Consider the following 19,803-nt stretch of genomic DNA (forward strand, 5'->3'; position numbering starts at 1 on the left):
CGCGCCTGCTTCACGGCATCGGGAAAAGCCTCATGGTGAAAACCCTTAGCGCGATGCCCTGTAAACCGTCGTTACGATTTACCCAGTGATGCGTTTTGCGAAGAAGAGTTAGGATGAGGATGCGTCGGGAAGAAACGAAATGCGGCCTGTAAGGCGCTTGCAGCTTTCATCGAACGAAACCGCGCAACGGTCATGCATTCGGCTTGGCCGGCCAAAAGCAAAAGGAGGCTATATGAAGTGGGAAACCCCTAGTTTTACCGACATGCGCTTTGGCTTTGAAATCACGATGTACATCGCCACGCGCTAAAAGCAGATGCGGCCTCGATCAGAGGCCGCTTTTCTTTTCAAGGCTTGGGGGCGTTCGGATCTTTCAAATCCGCGTTCTGCGCATCGAGGCCACCCGCGCCCGCCGGGTCCGGTCTGTCGCCCGATCCATAGGGCACTTCCGCCGTCTGTTCTGGATGTTGATCCAGTCGCCGCGATTCCGGCTCGACTTCCCCCGCGTTCGGCGCGCGCACGCCCTGCTTCGGATCGCCGCCCGTCGGCGCGCCCGGGCCCGGCAGATTGCCGATCGATCCCCCGCCGCTCGCACCGCTGCCTGCATCGCCAAGCGGCTTGTCGGTGCTCTCTACTTGTTCGCTGGTGGTCATCGCGTGCTCCGTCGTCGTGAGTGTCACTGCGATGGAGCAACCGACATACCCGTGCCTCGGATAGCGCTTAGGAGGCGATTAACGCGGTCCGCTTTTTGCGAGGTGTATTGCGACTAACAGGAGAATGCAATGCACTCGTCGATGCAGAAGGTCGCCCGTCTCACGGACTTGCCCGAGACGCGCGGCACACGCGTGAAAGTCGGCGAGACGCCGATCCTCCTGGTGCGCGTAGGCAACACCGTTCATGCCTACACGGCGGATTGCCCGCATGCCGGCGCACCGCTAGAAAAGGGCGGCCTCTGCAATGGACGCATCATCTGTCCGTGGCACAAGGGCACGTTCGAAATCAGCGATGGTTCGCTCGTCGAGCCGCCCGCGCTTAAAGGCCTGACGCGTTACGACGCTTCGGTCGATGGCGGCGACGTGTACGTGTCGCCTGAACCGGTCGAATCGCAAGCGCGAAGCCGTCGCGCCGATGAATCCACAATGTTCATCGCAGGCGCCGGAGCAGCGGGCGCGGCCGCTTGCGCGGCGCTGCGCGAAGCGGGCTTCGACGGTCGCATCGTGCTCGCGGGCAAGGACGCGCCGATGCCTTACGACCGCGCCGCGCTGAGCAAATTCGTCGTCGCGGGCGACATGCCCGCTGACGACGTTCCCCCGCTTCTCGATCCCTCCTTCTTCACCGATCAGCGCATCGAGCGCATCGAATCGGAAGCGGTGCGGCTCGATGCATCGACGCGCCAAGTCGAACTCGCGAACGGCACGGTGATCGACTATGACGCGGCGCTCGTCTGCACGGGCGGTCTGCCGAAACCGATGGACGTTCCCGGTGCGAAGCTCTCGCATGTACACGTACTGCGCAATCGCGACGACGCCGCCGCGATTGTCGCCACACTCGATACAGCGAAGCGCGCGGTGATCGTCGGGGCGAGTTTCATCGGACTCGAAGTGGCTTCGTGCCTGCGCAAGCGCAAGATCGACACCACCGTTATTTCGCCCGACAAAGTGCCGTTTGCGAAGCAGTTCGGAGAACGCATCGGCGAGATGTTCATGCGGCTTCATGAGAAGAACGGCGTGTCGTTTCGCATGCTGCGCAACATCAAGGCGATCGAAGCGAACGAAGTCGAACTCGACAACGGCGAGCGCATTCCTGCCGATGTGGTGATCGTCGGCACGGGGGTCAAGCCGGCGACGTCGTTTGTCGGCGGCATTACGCTCGCCGACGATGGCAGCATCGACGTCGATGCGGGAATGTGCGCCGCGCCCGGTCTTTACGCAGCAGGCGATATCGCGCGTTTCCCGCTGCCGCGCTCGGATAGCAAGCTGCGTATCGAACACTGGCGCGTCGCGCAGCAACATGCGCGCGTCGCCGCTTTCAACATGGCGGGCGCGAGCCGCGAGTACGACGGCGTGCCCTATTTCTGGACCTATCACTTCGAAAAGCGCTTCGACTACCTCGGACACACGAGCAAACCCGACCACGTCGTCATCGACGGCGACCTCGACACGCAGCAGTTCATCGCGTACCTGATGAAGGACGGCAAGGTCGGTGCTGTCGTCGCGTGCGAGCGCGAGGATGCGACCGCCCGGCTTGCTGAAGCGATGCGCGAACCGTTGACGATCGAAGCGGCGCGCGAAGTCGCGAGCGCGTGACGTCAGTCATGGCGGCCACACAACAGCCGGGCTTCGATCTCGATCAGGAACCCGCATCGCTCGATGAATGCCGACGCTGCCCGCTATGGAAGGATGCGACGCAAGCGGTGCCCGGTGCGGGTCCGCGTCACGCGCCGCTGATGATCGTCGGTGAACAGCCCGGCGATCAGGAAGACCTGCAGGGCAAGCCTTTTGTCGGACCGGCAGGCGCGATGCTGGATCGTGCGCTCGAAGAAGCGGGCGTCGAGCGCAAGGAAGTGTATGTGACGAACGCGGTCAAGCACTTCAAGTGGGAGCCGCGCGGCAAACGTCGCATGCACAAGTCGCCGGCGCGGCGCGAAGTCGATGCGTGCCACTACTGGCTGGATATCGAAAGCGGCAAGATCGAACCGAAGGTGATAGTCGCGCTGGGCGCTACTGCTCTGAAGGCAGTTTTGCAGGGCTCGGGCGCGAAGTTGCAGGCGTCGATGGGGCACGCAATCGCTCAAGGATCGCGCGTTCCCGCCTATTGCGCGCGATAAGGAACGCGGTTTGCTTTCATGTTCACAGCACCGCCAACACGCAAGGAGCACACGATGCCGCAAGAACCCCCTCTCAATCCCGGCGACGAAGCCGAACCCGGCACCCCCGGCAGCGGTGAAGACCTGTGCCCCGTTTGCGATGGCAGCGGCACGAGGGACGGCGCGAAGTGCGAAGCGTGCGGCGGCACCGGCAAGGTTGTGCAAGGCATCGGCGGAGGCTGAGCTTATGGGTCGCTTTCACACCAGGCTTGCTGCGGCATCGTTATTAATGGCGTCGATTGCGTGCGCCTACGCCGTCGATCAGAACGCGATCGGCTTCGGTCCCGATCCCGAATTGCCTCCGCCACAGAAAAAGTCGCTGTTGCCGACGGTCAACATCGCGCCCGCCTCGCAGCGGCCTGACGGCACAAAACCCACGTCTCCCGCCGGCTTCAACGTCACCGCATTTGCAACCGGGCTCGATCATCCGCGCTGGCTCGCGACGCTGCCGAACGGCGACGTGCTCGTCGCCGAAAGCAATGCGCCCGCACAGCATGACGCGAACGCGGGCGTGAAGGGCTGGGTGATGAAGAAGGTCATGAAGCGCGCAGGTGCCGGCGTACCGAGCCCCGACCGCATCATGCTCTTGCGCGATGCGGACGGCGACGGCATCGCCGAAACGAAGACCGTCTTCATCGACAAGCTGCATTCGCCGTTCGGCATGGCGCTGGTCGGCGACGAACTCTACGTCGCCGATACCGATGCGATCATGCGCTTCAAGTATCACGCGGGCGATACGAACATCACCGATCCCGGCGAGAAGTTCCTCGATCTCCCAGCGGGCCCGATCAATCATCACTGGACGAAGAATCTGATCGCGAGTCCCGACGGCAAGCATCTGTACGTGACGGTCGGTTCGAACAGCAACGTCGCGGAGAACGGTATCGATGCCGAGCGCGGCCGCGCTGCGATCATGGAAGTCGATATCGCGAGCGGACAGTCGCGTCTCTTCGCGACGGGTCTGCGCAATCCTAACGGCATGTCGTGGCAGCCGCAAAGCGGCGCGTTGTGGACGGTCGTCAACGAGCGCGACGAACTGGGCAACGATCTCGTGCCCGATTACATGACGTCGGTGAAGGACGGCGCGTTCTATGGCTGGCCTTATAGCTACTACGGGCAGCATGTCGACGACCGCGTGAAACCGCAGCGCTTGGACCTGGTGCAATCGGCGATACCGCCTGACTACGCGTTGGGTGCGCATACGGCGTCGCTCGGACTGACGTTCTACGACGCGAAAGCGTTCCCGCAGCGCTACTGGAACGGCGCGTTCATCGGACAGCACGGCTCGTGGAATCGCAAGCCGCATAGCGGTTACAAGGTGGTCTTCGTGCCGTTCGCGGATGGCAAGCCTTCAGGGCCACCCGAGGATATCCTGACCGGCTTCCTTTCACCCGATGGTCATGCTTATGGACGGCCGGTCGGTGTCGTCGTCGATCATTCCGGCGGACTGCTAGTCGCGGACGATGTCGGCAATGCAGTGTGGCGAGTCGCGCCCGCGGAGCAATAGATGGCAGCGCGCGCGTCGAGGAAATCGATCGGACTGTTCTCGCTTGCCGAGCGACAGGTGCTTGGTCTGTACGACGCAGGCATGCTGTCGCCCGCGGTGCTGCATCACGTGATTGCTGCTTACGTGGGGCGCGACGTCGATTGGAACGAGGACGCGAAAGCGCGCAGCGTCGACGATCGATCGCTGCATGAAGTCGTCGTGCTCACGATGATGCCGGGGCGTGCGCTTCGTAACGCGAAGAAGGATTTTCTGTCGGTCATCGAGCATTGGATGGGCGAACAGCCAAGCGTTGAAGCGGAAGAACCCGAGCAAGACGACGATCTACTGACACAACTCTCCGGCGCGTCGAAGAAGCCGCAAACGCAAGCGCGCAAGGAACCAGCTCGCAAAAGCGCGGCTTTCAATCCGCTCGTCAAGGCACGTCCGTTGCGCTGAAACGCTAATCGACGCGCCTCTTGAACACCGTCCGCTCCACCGCGGCGACCAGCGTGGCAAGCGACACCGGCTTGGTGAGATGCACGTCGAACCCTGCATCGAGCGTCTTGCGTTCCTGCGCTGCGCCGCTATATCCCGTCAGCGCAATCGCGGGCAGCGCTGCCAACTCCGGCATTGAACGCAGCGCATGCATCAACTGATAGCCGTCCATCACCGGCATCCCGACGTCGCACAGCAGCAGGTCTACATGCCCGCTCGTCAACGCGACGAGCGCGTCCGCCCCGCTCTCGCCCGTCTGCACGCTCGCGCCTTCCAGCGTCAGCAGCGACGCCAGCGCGCGCCCCGTCTCGCCATCGTCGTCGATGACGAGAATCGACAGCCCTGCAAGCACGCTCGTTTCACCCGGCAGCGCGCCGGGAATCACGATATCGTCGCCCGACGGCGGAAGCCACACCGTGATGCAACTGCCCTTGTCGACGCCTTCCGATGTCGCCGCCACACGCCCCGCGTGCATCTCCGCCAGTTGCTTCACGAGAGCGAGCCCGATGCCGAGCCCCACGCCGGACTTGCGCCGCGCCTCGTTCGCCTGCGAAAACATGTCGAAGATATGCGGCAGGAAATGCGGCTCGATGCCCTCGCCGGTATCGGCCACGTCGATGCGCAGATACTCCCCGTCGCGCGTCAACGTGATGCGCACTTCGCCGCCCGCAGGCGTGAATTTGAGCGCGTTGGTGAGCAGGTTCCAGAGGATCTGGTCGAAGCGCACCGGATCGACCTTGGCCGTCGCCGGTTCGGGCGGGAGCGTCGTCGTCAGCGCGATACCGTGCGCGGCAGCATCGCTTTCCATCGCGTCGCAGATCGCGGCTATCGTCGCGCAGAGATCGGTGCGCGCGAGGTTCAGCGCGAGCTTGCCGGTACGCACGCGCGAGAGGTCGAGCAGGTCGTCGATGATCCGCGCCTGGCCGTGTACCGCGCGGCGGATCGCATCGGCGGCTTCGACGATCGCCGGCACGCCGCGCGCCTCGGGCAGGCGCGGCAACATCTCCGCCTTGACGTTGATGAGGTTCAGCGGATGCTTCAGTTCATGCGAGAGCACCGCGAGAAAATCGTCCTTCAGGCGGTTCGCGGCCTCGGCGCGCTCGCGTACCGATCTCTCCTGCGAGAGCTGCAACTGCCGCATGTCCTCGAGCGTCTTGCGACTCGTCAGATCGCGTGCGATCTTCGCGAAGCCGGTGAACTGAGCCTCCGACAACGGCGTCATCACGCCGCTGCAAAACACGCGCCGTCCGTTCTTCGCGACGTGCCAGCGCTCGTCCTCGAAGCGACCCTCGCGTAACGCCGCCGTGCGCTCGTGTTCGGGAATGGCCGACGCGCGATCTTCGGCGGTGAAGAGCATGTCGATATTCCTGCCGAGCGCCTCGCTCTGTGCATAGCCGAACACGCGTTCGGCGCCCGCGTTCCAGCTCTGGATCACGCCGTTGAGGTCCTGCACGATGATCACGTAGTCGTTGGTCGTCTGCACGGCGAGCCGCAGCCGCTCCTCGCCCGCGCTCGCTTCGTCCTCGGCACGCCGCCGCGCGGTGATATCGACGAGCGTCAGCACCGCACCATCGATGCGATCGTCGACCGTGCGATACGGCAACAGCCGCGCGAGGAAATGGCGTTTGTCGTTGCCCGCTATCTCGCGCTCGATCACCCGCAGCGACTGGAACGTCACCGCGACGTCGTCCGCGAGTTCGGGATAGTCGAGCCGGTGCGTGATGTCGAAGAGCGAGCGGCCCACGTCCGCGCCGATCAGGTTGAACACGCTAGTCGCGCTCGGCGTGTAGCGCTTCACGCACATGTTGCGGTCGACGAAAATGGTGGCGATGTCGCTCGATGCGATAAGGTTCTGCAGATCGTCGTTGGCCTTGCCGGTCTCCTCGATCTTCAACTGCAATTCGTTGTTGACCGTGATCAGTTCCTCGTTCACCGACTGCACTTCTTCCTTGCTCGTCTCGAGTTCCTCGGTGGCCGAGCGCAGTTCCTCGTTGATCGCCTGCAATTCCTCGTTCGACGCCTTCAGCTCCTCCGTCGACGTCTCGTACTGCTCGATCGTGCGCTGCAACTGCTCCTTGCTGCGCTGAAGCTCGCGTTCGAGTTGCATCAGCACCGAATCGGCACTCGCGTCCTCGATGTGGACGGTGTCGTCCGATATCGCTTCCTGCACTTCGTCGAAGAGCACGAGGACGAAATCGGCATCGGCTTCGGCGTCGTGGAACGGGCGCACGGTCATCGTCACGTGCGCCTGGCGTCCGTCTCGCTCGAGCCGCACGCGTCGCGCATCGACGCTGTGGCCGGTCTGCTGCGCCTGAAAAAGCGCGGTGCGCAGGTCGAGCCGCAATTCGGGCAGGACGAGCGCAATCACGTTGCTCGAAGGCTCGCCGCCCACATAGCGCAGAAACCGTCCGACGTTATCGGACATATGCACGATCTTCGAATCGCGGTTCACGACGATGCTGGGCGGCGCGTACTGTTCGAGCATGCGCTGGTGCAGCGCGCCGAACGAAAAGTTGCGGCGCGCGGGGGGCAGCGCGGAACCGTTGTCCGCGGCGGCCGGCTGCGTGTTCGCGCCGCCCGGCGCCTGCCCGATGATCGACGGTCCGCGCGGCTTCGCAACGGCCTTCGCGCGATAAATGCGATGCTTCTTGTCGACCACGCTGAAGAGATCCTCCGCCGACTCCGCCGATTCGGAACTGCCGAGCATGAGGTAACCGTTGGGATGCAGCGCGAAGTGGAACATTTCGAGCACCTGGCGCTGCACGGTGCGGTCGAGATAAATCAGGAGATTGCGGCAGGAGACGAAATCGAGGCGCGAGAACGGCGGATCGCGCAGCACGTTATGCAAGGCGAACAAGATCCTCTCTCGCACAGGCTTCGCGATTTCATAGCGGCTCGCGGTCTTCGTGAAGAACTGGCGCAGCGTTTCCGGCGGCACATCGACCGAAATCGAATCCGGATAGACGCCCGCACGCGCCTTCGCGACGGCGCTTTCGTCGATGTCGGTCGCGAAGACTTGCAGCGCGGCCAGAGAGCGTGCGTCGCTCTGGTGCGCGGCGAACAGCATCGCGACCGTATATGCCTCCTCGCCCGACGAACAGCCGGCCACCCACACGCGCACCTGATCCTGCCCGTGCTTGCGCTCGAAGATTTCGGGCAGCACGTCGCGCGCGAGGGTATCGAACGCTTCGCGGTCGCGGAAGAATTGCGTGACCCCGATCAGCATGTCGGCGAGCAGCGCGCTCGTTTCGGGCGGGTTGTCCTGCAGGAAATCGCGGTATGTGACGAGGTCGGGCAGCGCGTTCACCTGCAGGCGCCGCTCGATCCGGCGCAGCATCGTCGCGCGCTTGTAGTGGCGGAAATCGTGACCGGTGCGGGCGCGCAGGCTCGTCAGGATGTCCTGCAGCGCCGATTCGGCGTCCATACCTGAATCAGGTTCGGATTCGGGCGCCGGCCTTGAGGCACGAAGTTCGAGCCCGGGCAGGCTAATGCGCTTCACGTTCTGCCAGAGCTCGAGGAGTTTCTGCGGCATCTCGACGACCGGCAGCACGAGATCGACCTGTCCCGTCGCGATCGCGCTTTGCGGCATCTCGCTGTATTCGGCGTCGTTCGGCTCTTGGGCGAAAGTCACGCCGCCGAGTTCCTTCACGCGCGCGAGGCCCACGGCGCCATCGCTGCCCGTGCCCGAGAGCACGATGCTCATCGCGTGCGGGCCGTGCGCATCGGCCAGGCTCCTAAAAAAGAGGTCGATCGTGACGGGTCGGCCGCCCGCGGGCGCCACGTCGCTCACGGTCAGATGGCCGTCGTCCATCGTCAGACTTTTGCCGGGTGCGATCACGTACACATGATTGCGCTCGATCGGGAGGGGCTTTTCCACCTGGACCACGCGCATGCGCGTTACGCGCTGGAGGATCTGGTCGGCGGTGCTGATGTGCTTCGGCGAAAGATGCAGGACGACCACGAACGCCATGTCCATGTCGGCCGGCGCATTCTCGAAGAAGCGCAGGAGCGCCTGCAATCCGCCCGCCGACGCGCCCAGCCCCACGACGGGAAATCGAGCGCGCTTCTGGTGAACGTGATATCGGCGGCATCCGTGCAAGATGGATCGAGGATCGATGCCGGGGTAGTAGTGCTTTCGCTCACTACGTGTCCTGTTTGGGCTTTGCAGCTTTTGTGGTTTTCTGGATTAACGCGATTGTGCGCGCAGAGCGGCGGACGATACCAACGGAATGCAGATTTTGCGCCCGCAAAGGCGGAGTAAACCCGCGAAGTAATCATCTGACGGCGTGCGTTGCGATAACCGCGCACACACAGAACCGCGCGCCTCCTTACTTAATTCCCGGAAACGCACTTTCGTACGAATATTCTCTTTTTAAGATGAAAACGAGTCGTCTACTCATCTTGAAAGTCGGGCCTCGATTGCTTCTCTATTAATTGAGAAGCGTGTCAACGGCAGCGTCGTTCATTTCGTTACAAATCACGCAACAGGCGCGTGTTTTCTCGTCTGATGAAATCTCAAAAACCCACGAAATCACGGTAAAAACGATAAAGGGACAGGTTAATCTTGCCTGTTACAAACGCCCGAAAAAGTTACCGATATCGCGTGTTGTTTTCTTGAAAATTATTATTGAGATGTGCTTGCTTTCCCGTCAGACGGTACTTACAATCCGTTTCACAGTGTTGTTACAAGTTGTAACACGCTGTATCAAAGAGTACGTAACCGGGCAAAACGACGCTCGGCGAGGCACAAAAAAAGATATCGGCAAAAAATGCCGGCAAGATCGGGGATTTACTGGAAGCAGCAACATGAACGGTCGTGAAACGCTTGACTCGATTCGCGAAATAAACCTGTCGTACATCATGCTCGCTCAGCGCATGTTGCGCGAAGACAAGGCAATCGGCATGTTCCGCCTCGGGCTTTCGTCCGAACTCGCGGACCTGCTCGCCGGCCTGACGCTTCCGCAGATCGTGAAGCTTGCGTCGTCCGACCAGCTGCTGTGCTTTTTCCGCTTCAACGATTACACGATGCTTTCGGCATTGACGCAGCCCGCGAAGCACGCGGACATTGCGTCGACGCACGCAGCAATCCTGCTGGCTGGCCAGCCAGTTGCACAGTTCGCTTGAGAGATGAGGCGAGCCATGACCACGATGCTGAAAAAAAGCCTGACCGAAGACGCACAGGAAGTATTCCGCGCGATCGCCTTGATCGAACTCGGGGCGCGGATGCAGGTCCTGGAGAGCGAATTGACGCTTTCGCGCGATCGCATGATCCGTCTTTATCGCGAAGTGAAGGGCGTATCGCCGCCGAAGGGAATGCTGCCCTTCTCGGCAGACTGGTACATGACGTGGCTCGCGAACATCCACGCATCGCTGTTCTACAACACGTACGTGTTTCTGAAGAACGAGGCGGGCTGCTCGCACCTCGATGCTTTGACCAAGGGGTATCGGCTGTATCTCGAACACTGCAACCATAGCGGTGTCGAGGCGGTACTCGATTTGACGCGGGCCTGGACTCTTGTGCGCTTTTTCGACGCCGACATGTTGCAGATGACGCGCTGCTGCCGCTGCACCGGAAAGTTCGTGGCGCACAAACATGATTTGCAGAACAACGTGGTGTGCGGGGCCTGCCAGCCGCCGTCACGCGCGGGGAAGACCAAGAAAGCGGCGGCCGCCCGTCAGGCGACCGAAGAAGCCGCTCTGGAGGTGGTGAGCGACAATGAAGTGCCGCACGAACCGGTACTCGACAACGCGGCGAGATTCTCGCCGCGCACACAAGGCCTGGTCGCACAGGCCGCTTGAACGGTAGCGGCGCGAGCCGTCCTCGAGGACCGTCTTCGGACGGGGGGCAACCCGCTTACCGCTACCGTTTTCCTTCTTCTTGAATTTTGAAGGCCCGCCAGAGGATCGGCGGGCTTTTTGCATTTTTGCGCTTGGCGTCGCGCTCGGGCATCATCGGGTGCTGCCATAGCCCCTCGGGACCTCACCTTGCCGTTCAAGCTGCCGACCACCGCCACCGCGCCGTTCTGCCCGTCCGAAGTCAGGGGTTCCGTCGATGTTCCCGAAGGCGCGCCGTTCTGGAAAAAGATCGCGCAATTCGCGGGGCCGGGCCTGCTCGTGTCGATCGGTTACATGGACCCAGGCAACTGGGCAACCGACATCGAAGCCGGCTCGCGCTACGGCTACAGCCTGCTGTTCGTGGTCGTCCTGTCGAGCCTCGCCGCGATGGCGCTGCAATGTCTCGCGATGCGCCTGGGGCTCGTCACTGGCCGCGATCTCGCGCAACTCTCGCGGGATCGATATTCGAAGCCGGTTGCGCGCGTGCAGTGGGCGCTCGCGGAGATATCGATCATCGCGTGCGATCTGGCCGAAGTGCTCGGCGGCGCGCTCGCGTTTCATTTGCTGTTCGGCTGCTCGCTGATGTGGGGCGTGATCTTCACGGCCTTCGACACGCTGATCGTGCTCGGACTCAGGGGCAAGAACTTCCGCGACCTGGAAGCGATCATGCTCGGCCTGATCGCGACGATCGGGCTCGGCTATGTCGTCGAGCTGGTTCTCGTGAAGCCGCACTGGCCGGCGGTAATACAAGGGCTCGTGCCGTCGTGGCAGGCGGTGGCCGGGCGCGAGCCGCTTTATCTCGCGATCGGCATCCTTGGCGCCACCGTCATGCCGCACAACCTGTATCTGCATTCGTCGATCGTGCAGACGCGGGTCGTGGCGCGCACGCCGTCGAGCCTTGCGTCGGCGATCCGGCTCTCGCGTATCGATACGATCGCCTCGCTCTGTCTCGCGCTGCTGATCAACGCGGCGATCCTGATTCTCGCGGCGTCGGCGTTTCATGCGACCGGCCACACGCAAGTGACCGAAATCGAGGACGCGTACCGCCTGCTCGCGCCGATCGTCGGGACGGGGCTCGCGGCGATACTCTTCGCCGTCACGCTGCTTGCATCGGGCCAAAGCTCAACGTTCACCGGCACGATCGCGGGCCAGGTGATCATGGAAGGCTTCCTCAACCTCAAGATTCCCTGTTACCAGCGGCGCTTCATCACGCGCGCGCTCGCGCTGATTCCGGCGCTGATCGGGGTCGGGATGATGGGTAACGGCGCGGTCGGCAAGCTGCTGGTCGCGAGCCAGGTCGTGCTGAGCCTGCAATTGCCGTTCGCGCTGTATCCGCTGATCCGCATGACGAGCGATCGCACGCTGATGGGCAATTTCGTGAATCGCGCGCTGACAAAAGGCATTGCGTGGATGCTGTTCGGCGTGATCAGCGCGGCGAACCTGTGGCTGGTCTTGCAGACGATCGGGTTCATCGCGGGTTGAAGTTTCGCTCGCGCTCGGGGGAGCTGTTCGACACCGTTCGATGCGCTAGTGCCTCTAAGGAACTTGCTTTCTTATTGGTCTATTAGCTCTGCCCCTGTGCGGGGCGGCACTCACTTTCTTTGCTGCTGCAAAGAAAGTAAGCAAAGAAAGCAGCTTTCAACCGCCAGTGCTAACCAACCCTCACTCGCGCAAAAACGGATTGGCGCTGGAGAGTAAGTGTCGCCCTCACGATGGACCCGGGCCTGGCTCGCGGACCCACTGTGACAACTCGCAGTACAACAGACAGGTGCAGCAGTCATACATCCGTCCTCGCGCTACGCGCTCAGACGTGGGGTGCACCGGACGCGCAATACTGGCCGGCCGATGACAACAAGGTCCATAGGAGCGTCGAGCTATCAATCAGTGCAAATATCGGTCTAGCTGTACAAGTTCGGTTCGGGCAACGCACCCGAAATCGCAAACCGCCCAATATCGCGCAACTTGTAATCGAGCGGATCGTGCAGCGTGTGCACGCGCGCATTGCGCCAGAAGCGGTCAAGCGCGCGCGGCGCGTGTGTTGAGCGTGCACCACAGGCATCGAAAAGCGCTTCGCTCACGTCGAGCGCCGCGCGATGCGCCAGCACCTTCGCCTCCGCAACCGCCAGCGCAACACGCGCACGTTCCTCGGCTTCTAACGCATCGCCGCGTTGCCACGCCCGATCGAGCGCATGCGCGGCACGGGTCGCGAGCGCCTCGGCGCTGATCGTCTTGAGCCGCATCTCAGCGAAGCGATGCAGTTGATACGGATCGTCGGCGGCGTTCGCGACGTTCGAGTGAATCCACGGCCGCCCGTGCTGCGCGACGTACTCGCGCGCCTCCTGCAACGCGCCTTCCGCGATCCCGACGAACAAATTGGTCAGCACCAGTTGCGACACGAGCGTGCGCAGCGTCGCGCGCGGCGTCGGCAGCACTTCCGACCGATGCAGCACTTCCTCCGCCCGCAGTTCGACATCGTCGAAAGAGACGCTGCCGCTGTCGGTCTGACGCTGGCCGATCGGGTCCCAGTCCTCGTGGACGGTGATGCCCGTGCGCGATGTCGGCACGACCGCGAAGACCGGCTTGCCAGTAGCCGGATCGTGCGCGGAGAGCGTCATCATCTGCGAGCCGCGCGTGCCGGAGCAAAAGCCCTTCTGTCCGCTCAGGCGATAGCCGCCGTCGCCCGTCGAGTGGGCGATCAGGCGCGTATCGAGCGGATTCACCGCGTTGCCCCACCACCAGCGGTTCTCGACCGTCCCGCGCAGATAACGCTCGCGCTGCGCCTCGTTGCCCCACACCGTGACGCTCACCACCTGCAGACAGGTAAAGCCGAGCAGATGCGCAAGCGCACTATCGACGCGGGCGATCGCGCGGATGGTTTCATACACGTCGGGCCAGCGCGCGCCCTCGCCGCCGAATTCGCGCGGCACAGCGATCGTCAGCAGGCCCGCATCGGCGATCAACTGTTTTTCCCGCCCGGCGTGTCCGCCGTCGCGATCGCGCTGTTCGGCGGTTTCGCGCAATGCCGCGACCACGTCGGCCAATTCGAGTTTCGCGGGCTGGTGAGGCGCGTTCATGCGATCTCCGATGTCGATGCGATACATCTGTTGTTTCATCCGGTGCGTTGCGTGATGCGGCGCACGAGGCGGTCGCCGCCCCATTGCACGGCGCTGACGAGCACGATCAAGAGCACGATCACGGTGACCATCACGGTCGTGTCGAAGCGCTGATAACCGTAGCGTATCGCGAGATCGCCGAGGCCGCCCGCACCGACCGCGCCCGCCATCGCCGATGAACCGATCATCGCGACGACCGTGATCGTGAAGCCGCCGAGGATGCCGGGCAGCGCCTCAGGCAATAGCACGTGCCAGATGATATGCCGGCGCTCGGCGCCCATCGCCTGCGCCGCTTCGATCAGCCCGCGATCGACCTCGCGCAGGCTCACTTCCGCGATGCGCGCAAAGAACGGGATCGCGGCGATCGACAGCGGCACGATCGCGGCCCACACGCCGATCGTCGTGCCGACGATGAGGCGCGTCAACGGCAGGAGCGCGACGAGCAGGATGATGAACGGCGTCGAGCGGAATGCGTTGACGAGCGAACCGAGCGTCGAGTTGACGGCAGGCCGCTCGAAGATGCCGCCGCGCGTCGTCGTGACGAGCACGAGCGCGAGCGGAATGCCGGCAAGCAGCGCGACGAGCGCCGAGACGCCGACCATCACGACGGTGTCGCGAATGGCGTCGATGAATTCGGGCAGCCAGATTTCAAACATAGCCGAGCACCTCCACTTTGTCCGCGTGACGGCGCGCGCCCGCGACGAGCGCCTCGACGTGCGCGCGCAGGCCAGCCTCGTTCGAGCCGCTCGCACGCAATTGCGCCGAGACGACGAGCCGTCCTTGCGCATGCCCCTGAATCCGGTCGATGCCGCCGTGCACGAAGTTCACGCGGCCGCCCAGCGCGCCAAGCGCCACCGCGAGCGCGCCGAGATCGGGCTCCTGCCGCGACTCACCGGTGTAGCGCACGTCGAGCAGAACGTCCGCGTTGTCTTGCGGCACGGGAGCGAGCCTGGCCGCGAGATCGGCGGGCAAATCATGCACGAGCGTGCGCAAAAGCGCCTGCGTCGCTGCATGATGCGGATCGCCGAACACGCGCCACACGGGCCCCGTCTCCACGACTTCGCCCGCCTCGATCACCGCGACCGAATCGCAGACCTCGCGAATCACGGCCATTTCGTGCGTGATGAGCAGCACCGTCAGCCCAAGCCGGCGATTGATGTCGCGTAATAGCGCAAGGATTTGCTGCGTCGTTTCGGGGTCGAGCGCGGAGGTGGCTTCGTCGCAGAGCAGCAGGTCGGGATCGTGAACCAGCGCCCGCGCGATGCCCACGCGCTGCTTCTGTCCGCCCGAGAGACTGCGCGGATACGCATCGCGTTTCGCCGACAAGCCGACGAGTTCGAGCAGCGCATCGACCTTCGTGTCGATGTCGCGCTTGTTCACGCCCGCGATCTTCAGCGGCAACGCGATGTTCTCGCGCACCGTCTTCGCCGAGAGCAGGTTGAAGTGCTGGAACACCATGCCGATGCGCCGCCTCAACGCGACGAGCCCGCGTTCGTCGAGCCCGCCGACCGAGATGCCGTTCACGCGCACTTCCCCGCTCGACGCTTTTTCAAGACCGTTCACGAGCCGCAACAGCGTGGACTTGCCCGCGCCGCTGCGCCCGATGACGCCGAACACTTCGCCGCGCGCCACCGATAAATCGACGTTTCTCAGCGCCGCCGCGTCACCGAACAGCTTGCCGATGCCCGCGAACACGACGCTCTTCGCATCGTTGCGCTCGGCGGCGAGACTCGTGTCGCTCAAGCGCGGTTCATCGATGATCAGGTCCGCCATGATGCAAGCCTCCGCTCGATGTTGAGAGTTACCACGCAACCGCGTATAGCGTGCCGAACGCCTTGTCGAGCGCGGCGCGCACCGCGGGCGACTGCTGGTAGATCGTGATGAACTTGCGGATGCGCGGATCGTTCGCGCTCTCCGGACGCACGACCCACTGGATCGCGAAGAGCTTGTTCTCGACACCATCGAAGAGCAGCGCGCTGTTCGGATCGGCCGTGCCCGCGAGCTTGATGAAGCTCGGATAACCTTGCGCGAGATCTACATCATCGAGCGAGCGCGCGAGTTGCGATGCTTCGAGCTGCACGATCTTCAAGTGCCTCGGGTTATCGACGATGTCGAGCGTCGTCGCGCGATAGTCCGCGCCGGGTTTGAGCTTGATGAGCCCCGCACGCTGCAGCAGCAACAGGCCGCGGCCGCCGTTCACCGGATCATTCGCGATCGCGACGGTCGCGCCGTCCTTCAACTGGTCGAAGCTCTTCACCTTTTTCGAATAGAGGCCGATCTTCATGATCGTGCCCGGCGCGATCGCCACGAAGTTGTAGCCGCCCTGTTTTTTCGCGTTTTCGAGGAACGGTATGTGCTGGAAGTAATTGACGTCGATGTCCTTGTTTGCGAGGGCGGCGTTGGGCGTATTCCAGTCGGTGAATTCAATCAGCTTGACGTCGAGGCCTTGTTCTTTAGCCTCGCGCACGGCGACCTTCAAGGCATCGATTTGCGGGCTCGTCGCGGTGCCGATTTTAAGCGTCGCGTTATCTGCAAACGCAGTGGACGCATAAGAAAGCGACGCGGCGGTGACGAGAAAAAGAGCAGCGGCGCGCACGCCGCCGAGCGCGGATTTGATAAAGGTCATGATCGACTCGTTCAAAGGAAAACGATGAGCGCGCACATTTAGACAACGCGCGAATGAAGCGAAAGGATGAAGAAAACAACTAGCTGCCGGACGAACGCCGACAGCGCGAATGCAGACGATTCATCGCCCTCTCCTGTGTCGACGAGAGTTAGCGCTTTAGCGCTTACTCACGTCCCATGCAGAGCACGTCGACGAGAGTTAGCGCTTTAGCGCTTACTCACGTCCCATGCAGAGCACGTCGACGAGAGTTAGCGCTTTAGCGCTTACTCACGTCCCATGCAGAGCACGTCGACGAGAGTTAGCGCTTTAGCGCTTACTCACGTCCCATGCAGAGCACGTCGACGAGAGTTAGCGCTTACTCGCGTCCCATGCAACATGGTTGCTAATTCAAGTGAAGGCCATCATAGAAGGCGAATCGTCAATGGTCTACGAAGCGATTGTCCAATCGAAATCGCTAAAGCGGATATAGTGCGGCTTGACGCCTGCGGGGCTTATCGATGACAACTCTCACCACCGCCGCGGCTGCGATGATCGACGCGTTTCATCGCACGCGTATCGAAGACGAACAGCAAGTCGAGATGTGGCTGGAAGAAACCGGCGACTGCGCGGTCGCGCTCGAAGCGATCTGGTCGGAAGGCGCGCACCATCGCGGACATGCGCGTATTGCGATGGAGCGGCTTATCGGTCTCGCGGACCGGCATCGCGTGCTGCTTACTTTAGTGCCGCGCCCGCTCGAACCGAAAGGCGACGGTCTCGTCGACCGCCACACGCCCGATGCCGCCGCACTCGAAGCGTTTTACGAGCGCCTCGGCTTCGAACGCAGCGGCGGCGAGTTCGAAGGCTCGCCGGTGCTCGTGCGCTCGCCGCGCTGATCAAGCCGCCGGATGCTGCGCAGCCTTCGAAGGCTCCGCGCGCTGCTCCGCTGAAGTCTGCGCCTCATCGCGCACCGTCGGCTCCCCATTACTGACCACCACGAAATTACGCTGCGGATTCGCGATCTCGATACCGCGCGCCGTAAACTCGTTCAGAATGCGCCGGTTCATCTCGCGCTGCACCGGCCAGCGCGCGCTGTCGCGGCATTGGATCTGGCCCGCGAGCGTCACTGTCGAGCCATCAACCGCATCGACGCCCCAGAAGCTGAAGTCCGACAGGATGCCGTCCTTGAAGGCATCGTCCTCACGCAGCGCCGCGCCGATTTCCTTCAGCGTCGAAATCGCGAGATCCACGTCCTGACCCAGCGCGATCGAAACGCGCACCGCCGCATTGCCGATGCCGCGATTCGTGTTGTTCACCGTCGACACCGAACTGAACGGCACGGTGTGCAGCGACCCGTCGCCGGCACGCAGGCGCACCGTGCGAATCGACAGATACTCGACCGTGCCCGAAACGCCCGCGAGCGTCACCCAGTCGCCGACCTGCATCGCGTTTTCCATCAACAGGAAGATGCCGGTGATCAAATCCTGCACGAGCTTTTGCGATCCGAAGCCGAGCGCCACGCCGAAGATGCTCGCGCTCGCGAGCAGCGGCGCCGTGTTCACGCCGATCTGGCTCAGACCCGTCAGCACGACCACCATCGCGATCACGATGAAGAGCGCGGAGCGCATCATCGGCAGGAGCGTGCGCAGGCGAGCGGCGCGCAAGCGCTCCCCGGTCGTGGTCCACTCCTCGAGGCGTCGCTCCACCATCACGTTCGCCGCTTCCCATACGACCACCGCGAACGCAGCCGCGACCGCGATCGTCAGCAGCGCCGACGCGAGCCGATTGCCCACGCCGCCCGACGTGAAGAACGCCAGGATGTGCACGCCCCACACTTCGAACAGCGCGATGACGGTCGCGATGACGATCACCGTCTGCACGATGCGCCGCAGCGCCGGATAGTAGCGATACGCATGACGATGCACGATCGACTGGCTCGCGAAGTCCTCTTCCGCTACGCTGTGGAAGATGCGGCCGAGCGCACCGAATGCGACGATCGCGGCGACGCGCGCTGCGACCAGCACGATCACCGAGACGCCGCCGAGGTGAAACAGCGTCTTGTAGCCGTTCTGCACGTCGAGCGCCCATACGAACCACAGCGCGAGCACGAAGAAGATCGCGATGCCCGCCCAGACATCGGCCACCCAGTTGCCGAGCAGCGTCACCGAACGATGCCCCTGCGCACCTTCGCGAATGCGCTCGGCGACCGGCTTTCTGCACGCGAAGATCACGTAGCAGATCATCACGTGCACGACGAACGTGACCGCCTTCAGGATCGCGATGCGCGCGTCGTCGGAGAGGCCGAGCGGCTCCGCGCCGTTCGCGAGGGCCACGCCCGCGCCCGCCACACAGACGATGCGCAGCACCCACGTATGCGTGAAAGTAGCGTACGCGTCGCGCATCTGCAGCAGGCGCAGGCCGGCCGCATCGGGCGCGAGGAAGAAGCCGCTCACGATCTGGATCAGGCGGCATATGAGGTACACGTCGATCAGCGCGCCCGCGACGTGGGCCTCGGGCGTGTTGTCGTCGATGAAGATCGACATGAGGAGCGTCGCCGCCGCAATGAACACGGCGAGCGGCACGGCCGAGAAGAACGTATAGAGCAACGCGCTCGGCAGGCGCTGCAGCAGCGTCCAGTGGCGTGCCGCGTGACGTTTGCCGCGCACTGTATCGGTCTTTTTCTCCGCGACGTGCAGCGCGGTTTCGTCGCCGCTGCGCTCGGCCACGGCCTCGTTGCGCACCGCCGCGCGCTCTTCGCGTGCGAGTTCCGGCTGGGTCTCATCGACATCGACGATGCCGCGCGCCGCGATCTTCGCGCGCGGACGCCGCAACAACCGGGCGCACAGGAATTCAAGCAGCAGCGCGGGCACGAGTGACAGCAGCACCGTCATGCCGACGTGCTCGATCAACTGACGCCCTGCATCGGTCGACGTGCGTTCACGCCACCATTCGAGCACCGAGCCGTAGTCGAGCAGCGCCGACATCGAATGGCGCAGCCCCGCGCCGATCTGCACGAGCCAGTGGCCGGCCTGATGCGAGATCTGCGAAGCTAGGCCGTTACTCGTCAGCGATTTCGCAAGCACGCTCGATGCACCGCTAGCAGCCGCAGCGGACGAAGCACCCGACGACGCCGCTGCCGATGCGCTTTGCGGCGGCGTCGCGAGCGCGCCCGCAGCCGCGACGGCGCGCAGCGTGTCCGCGACTTGCGCGCGGCGCGCGGGATCGTTCAGGACCGCGAGAGCATCGCGGGCTTGCTGCGGCGTGAGCGAGACCGGCGCGGGATTCGGAGACGCGGCATTCGCGACTGCGCTTAGGGCAAAGAGAAGAAAAGCGAGCAGGGTTTTACGCATGGGCCGTTGAGGAACTGAGGGATTCAGGGACTCGACGTAAGGTGTCGATCGATGCGCGC

The 19,803-nt window shown here is 63.2% G+C and carries 16 protein-coding genes and 1 pseudogene; 10 read left to right on the top strand and 7 right to left on the bottom strand.

Annotation, left to right across the window (positions count from 1 at the left end; translation table 11 throughout):
- The first annotated feature begins 232 nt into the window (after nucleotides 1–232).
- Complete coding sequence (pqqA, locus tag AWB67_RS39385; protein WP_008353049.1) at nucleotides 233–307, top strand: pyrroloquinoline quinone precursor peptide PqqA; 75 nt, start codon at nucleotides 233–235, stop codon at nucleotides 305–307.
- Nucleotides 308–344: 37 nt separating this feature from the next.
- Here the strand turns inward: pqqA and AWB67_RS00555 are convergent, their stop codons facing one another.
- Nucleotides 345–650 carry a hypothetical protein gene (locus tag AWB67_RS00555; protein WP_087654283.1) on the bottom strand — a complete coding sequence of 102 codons (306 nt, stop codon included), beginning with the start codon at nucleotides 648–650 and terminating at the stop codon, nucleotides 345–347.
- 129 nt (nucleotides 651–779) lie between these two features.
- Between AWB67_RS00555 and AWB67_RS00560 the strand changes: the two genes are divergently transcribed.
- The 5 genes and pseudogenes from AWB67_RS00560 to AWB67_RS00575 all read left to right on the top strand — a co-directional run bounded on the left by AWB67_RS00560 (nucleotide 780) and on the right by AWB67_RS00575 (nucleotide 4,805).
- On the top strand, nucleotides 780–2,303 hold the full coding sequence (locus AWB67_RS00560) for an FAD-dependent oxidoreductase (RefSeq protein ID WP_087654284.1): 1,524 nt from the start codon (nucleotides 780–782) through the stop codon (nucleotides 2,301–2,303).
- 8 nt (nucleotides 2,304–2,311) lie between these two features.
- Nucleotides 2,312–2,803 (top strand): annotated as a pseudogene (locus tag AWB67_RS00565) (UdgX family uracil-DNA binding protein); the annotation flags it as partial.
- A 75-nt stretch (nucleotides 2,804–2,878) separates the two neighbouring features.
- A complete protein-coding gene (locus tag AWB67_RS41340) occupies nucleotides 2,879–3,046 on the top strand; it encodes a hypothetical protein (protein WP_200822143.1) in 168 nt (55 codons plus the stop codon).
- Nucleotides 3,047–3,050: 4 nt separating this feature from the next.
- A complete protein-coding gene (locus AWB67_RS00570) occupies nucleotides 3,051–4,370 on the top strand; it encodes a PQQ-dependent sugar dehydrogenase (protein WP_200822144.1) in 1,320 nt (439 codons plus the stop codon).
- Nucleotides 4,371–4,805 (top strand): hypothetical protein, encoded by a 435-nt coding sequence (locus AWB67_RS00575; protein WP_087654287.1) that lies wholly within the window; start codon nucleotides 4,371–4,373, stop codon nucleotides 4,803–4,805.
- A gap of 4 nt (nucleotides 4,806–4,809) precedes the next feature.
- Here AWB67_RS00575 and AWB67_RS00580 read toward each other — a convergent pair whose 3' ends face one another.
- Nucleotides 4,810–8,889 (bottom strand): CheR family methyltransferase, encoded by a 4,080-nt coding sequence (locus AWB67_RS00580; protein WP_235024988.1) that lies wholly within the window; start codon nucleotides 8,887–8,889, stop codon nucleotides 4,810–4,812.
- Between the two features lie 761 nt (nucleotides 8,890–9,650).
- Between AWB67_RS00580 and flhD the strand changes: the two genes are divergently transcribed.
- The 3 genes from flhD (at nucleotide 9,651) to AWB67_RS00595 (ending at nucleotide 12,161) form a co-directional block, all read left to right on the top strand.
- Nucleotides 9,651–9,968 (top strand): flagellar transcriptional regulator FlhD, encoded by a 318-nt coding sequence (gene flhD, locus AWB67_RS00585; protein WP_087654288.1) that lies wholly within the window; start codon nucleotides 9,651–9,653, stop codon nucleotides 9,966–9,968.
- 24 nt (nucleotides 9,969–9,992) lie between these two features.
- The gene (flhC, locus tag AWB67_RS00590; RefSeq protein ID WP_087654515.1) at nucleotides 9,993–10,643 is read left to right on the top strand and encodes a flagellar transcriptional regulator FlhC; all 651 of its coding nucleotides are present in this window, start codon (nucleotides 9,993–9,995) and stop codon (nucleotides 10,641–10,643) included.
- 186 nt (nucleotides 10,644–10,829) lie between these two features.
- The gene (locus AWB67_RS00595) at nucleotides 10,830–12,161 is read left to right on the top strand and encodes an Nramp family divalent metal transporter (RefSeq protein ID WP_087654289.1); all 1,332 of its coding nucleotides are present in this window, start codon (nucleotides 10,830–10,832) and stop codon (nucleotides 12,159–12,161) included.
- Nucleotides 12,162–12,577: 416 nt separating this feature from the next.
- Here AWB67_RS00595 and AWB67_RS00600 read toward each other — a convergent pair whose 3' ends face one another.
- The 4 genes from AWB67_RS00600 to AWB67_RS00615 are packed head-to-tail and all read right to left on the bottom strand — an operon-like array spanning nucleotide 12,578 to nucleotide 16,418.
- Complete coding sequence (locus AWB67_RS00600) at nucleotides 12,578–13,753, bottom strand: acyl-CoA dehydrogenase family protein (protein WP_235024989.1); 1,176 nt, start codon at nucleotides 13,751–13,753, stop codon at nucleotides 12,578–12,580.
- Between the two features lie 35 nt (nucleotides 13,754–13,788).
- On the bottom strand, nucleotides 13,789–14,448 hold the full coding sequence (locus tag AWB67_RS00605; RefSeq protein WP_087654290.1) for a methionine ABC transporter permease: 660 nt from the start codon (nucleotides 14,446–14,448) through the stop codon (nucleotides 13,789–13,791).
- Nucleotides 14,441–15,565 carry a methionine ABC transporter ATP-binding protein gene (locus AWB67_RS00610; protein ID WP_087654291.1) on the bottom strand — a complete coding sequence of 375 codons (1,125 nt, stop codon included), beginning with the start codon at nucleotides 15,563–15,565 and terminating at the stop codon, nucleotides 14,441–14,443. The genes AWB67_RS00605 and AWB67_RS00610 overlap by 8 nt, the downstream gene beginning before the upstream one ends.
- Before the next feature lie 28 nt (nucleotides 15,566–15,593).
- Entirely contained in the window at nucleotides 15,594–16,418 is an 825-nt protein-coding gene (locus AWB67_RS00615; RefSeq protein WP_087654292.1) for a MetQ/NlpA family ABC transporter substrate-binding protein, read from the bottom strand.
- Nucleotides 16,419–16,915: 497 nt separating this feature from the next.
- Here AWB67_RS00615 and AWB67_RS00620 point away from each other — a divergent pair, with 497 nt between their 5' ends.
- Complete coding sequence (locus tag AWB67_RS00620) at nucleotides 16,916–17,290, top strand: hypothetical protein (RefSeq protein WP_125477524.1); 375 nt, start codon at nucleotides 16,916–16,918, stop codon at nucleotides 17,288–17,290.
- Here the strand turns inward: AWB67_RS00620 and AWB67_RS00625 are convergent, their stop codons facing one another.
- Nucleotides 17,291–19,744 carry a mechanosensitive ion channel domain-containing protein gene (locus AWB67_RS00625; protein WP_087654294.1) on the bottom strand — a complete coding sequence of 818 codons (2,454 nt, stop codon included), beginning with the start codon at nucleotides 19,742–19,744 and terminating at the stop codon, nucleotides 17,291–17,293.
- Nucleotides 19,745–19,803 lie beyond the last annotated feature (59 nt).

The organism is Caballeronia terrestris (assembly GCF_001544515.1).
GTDB classification, from domain to species: domain Bacteria; phylum Pseudomonadota; class Gammaproteobacteria; order Burkholderiales; family Burkholderiaceae; genus Caballeronia; species Caballeronia terrestris.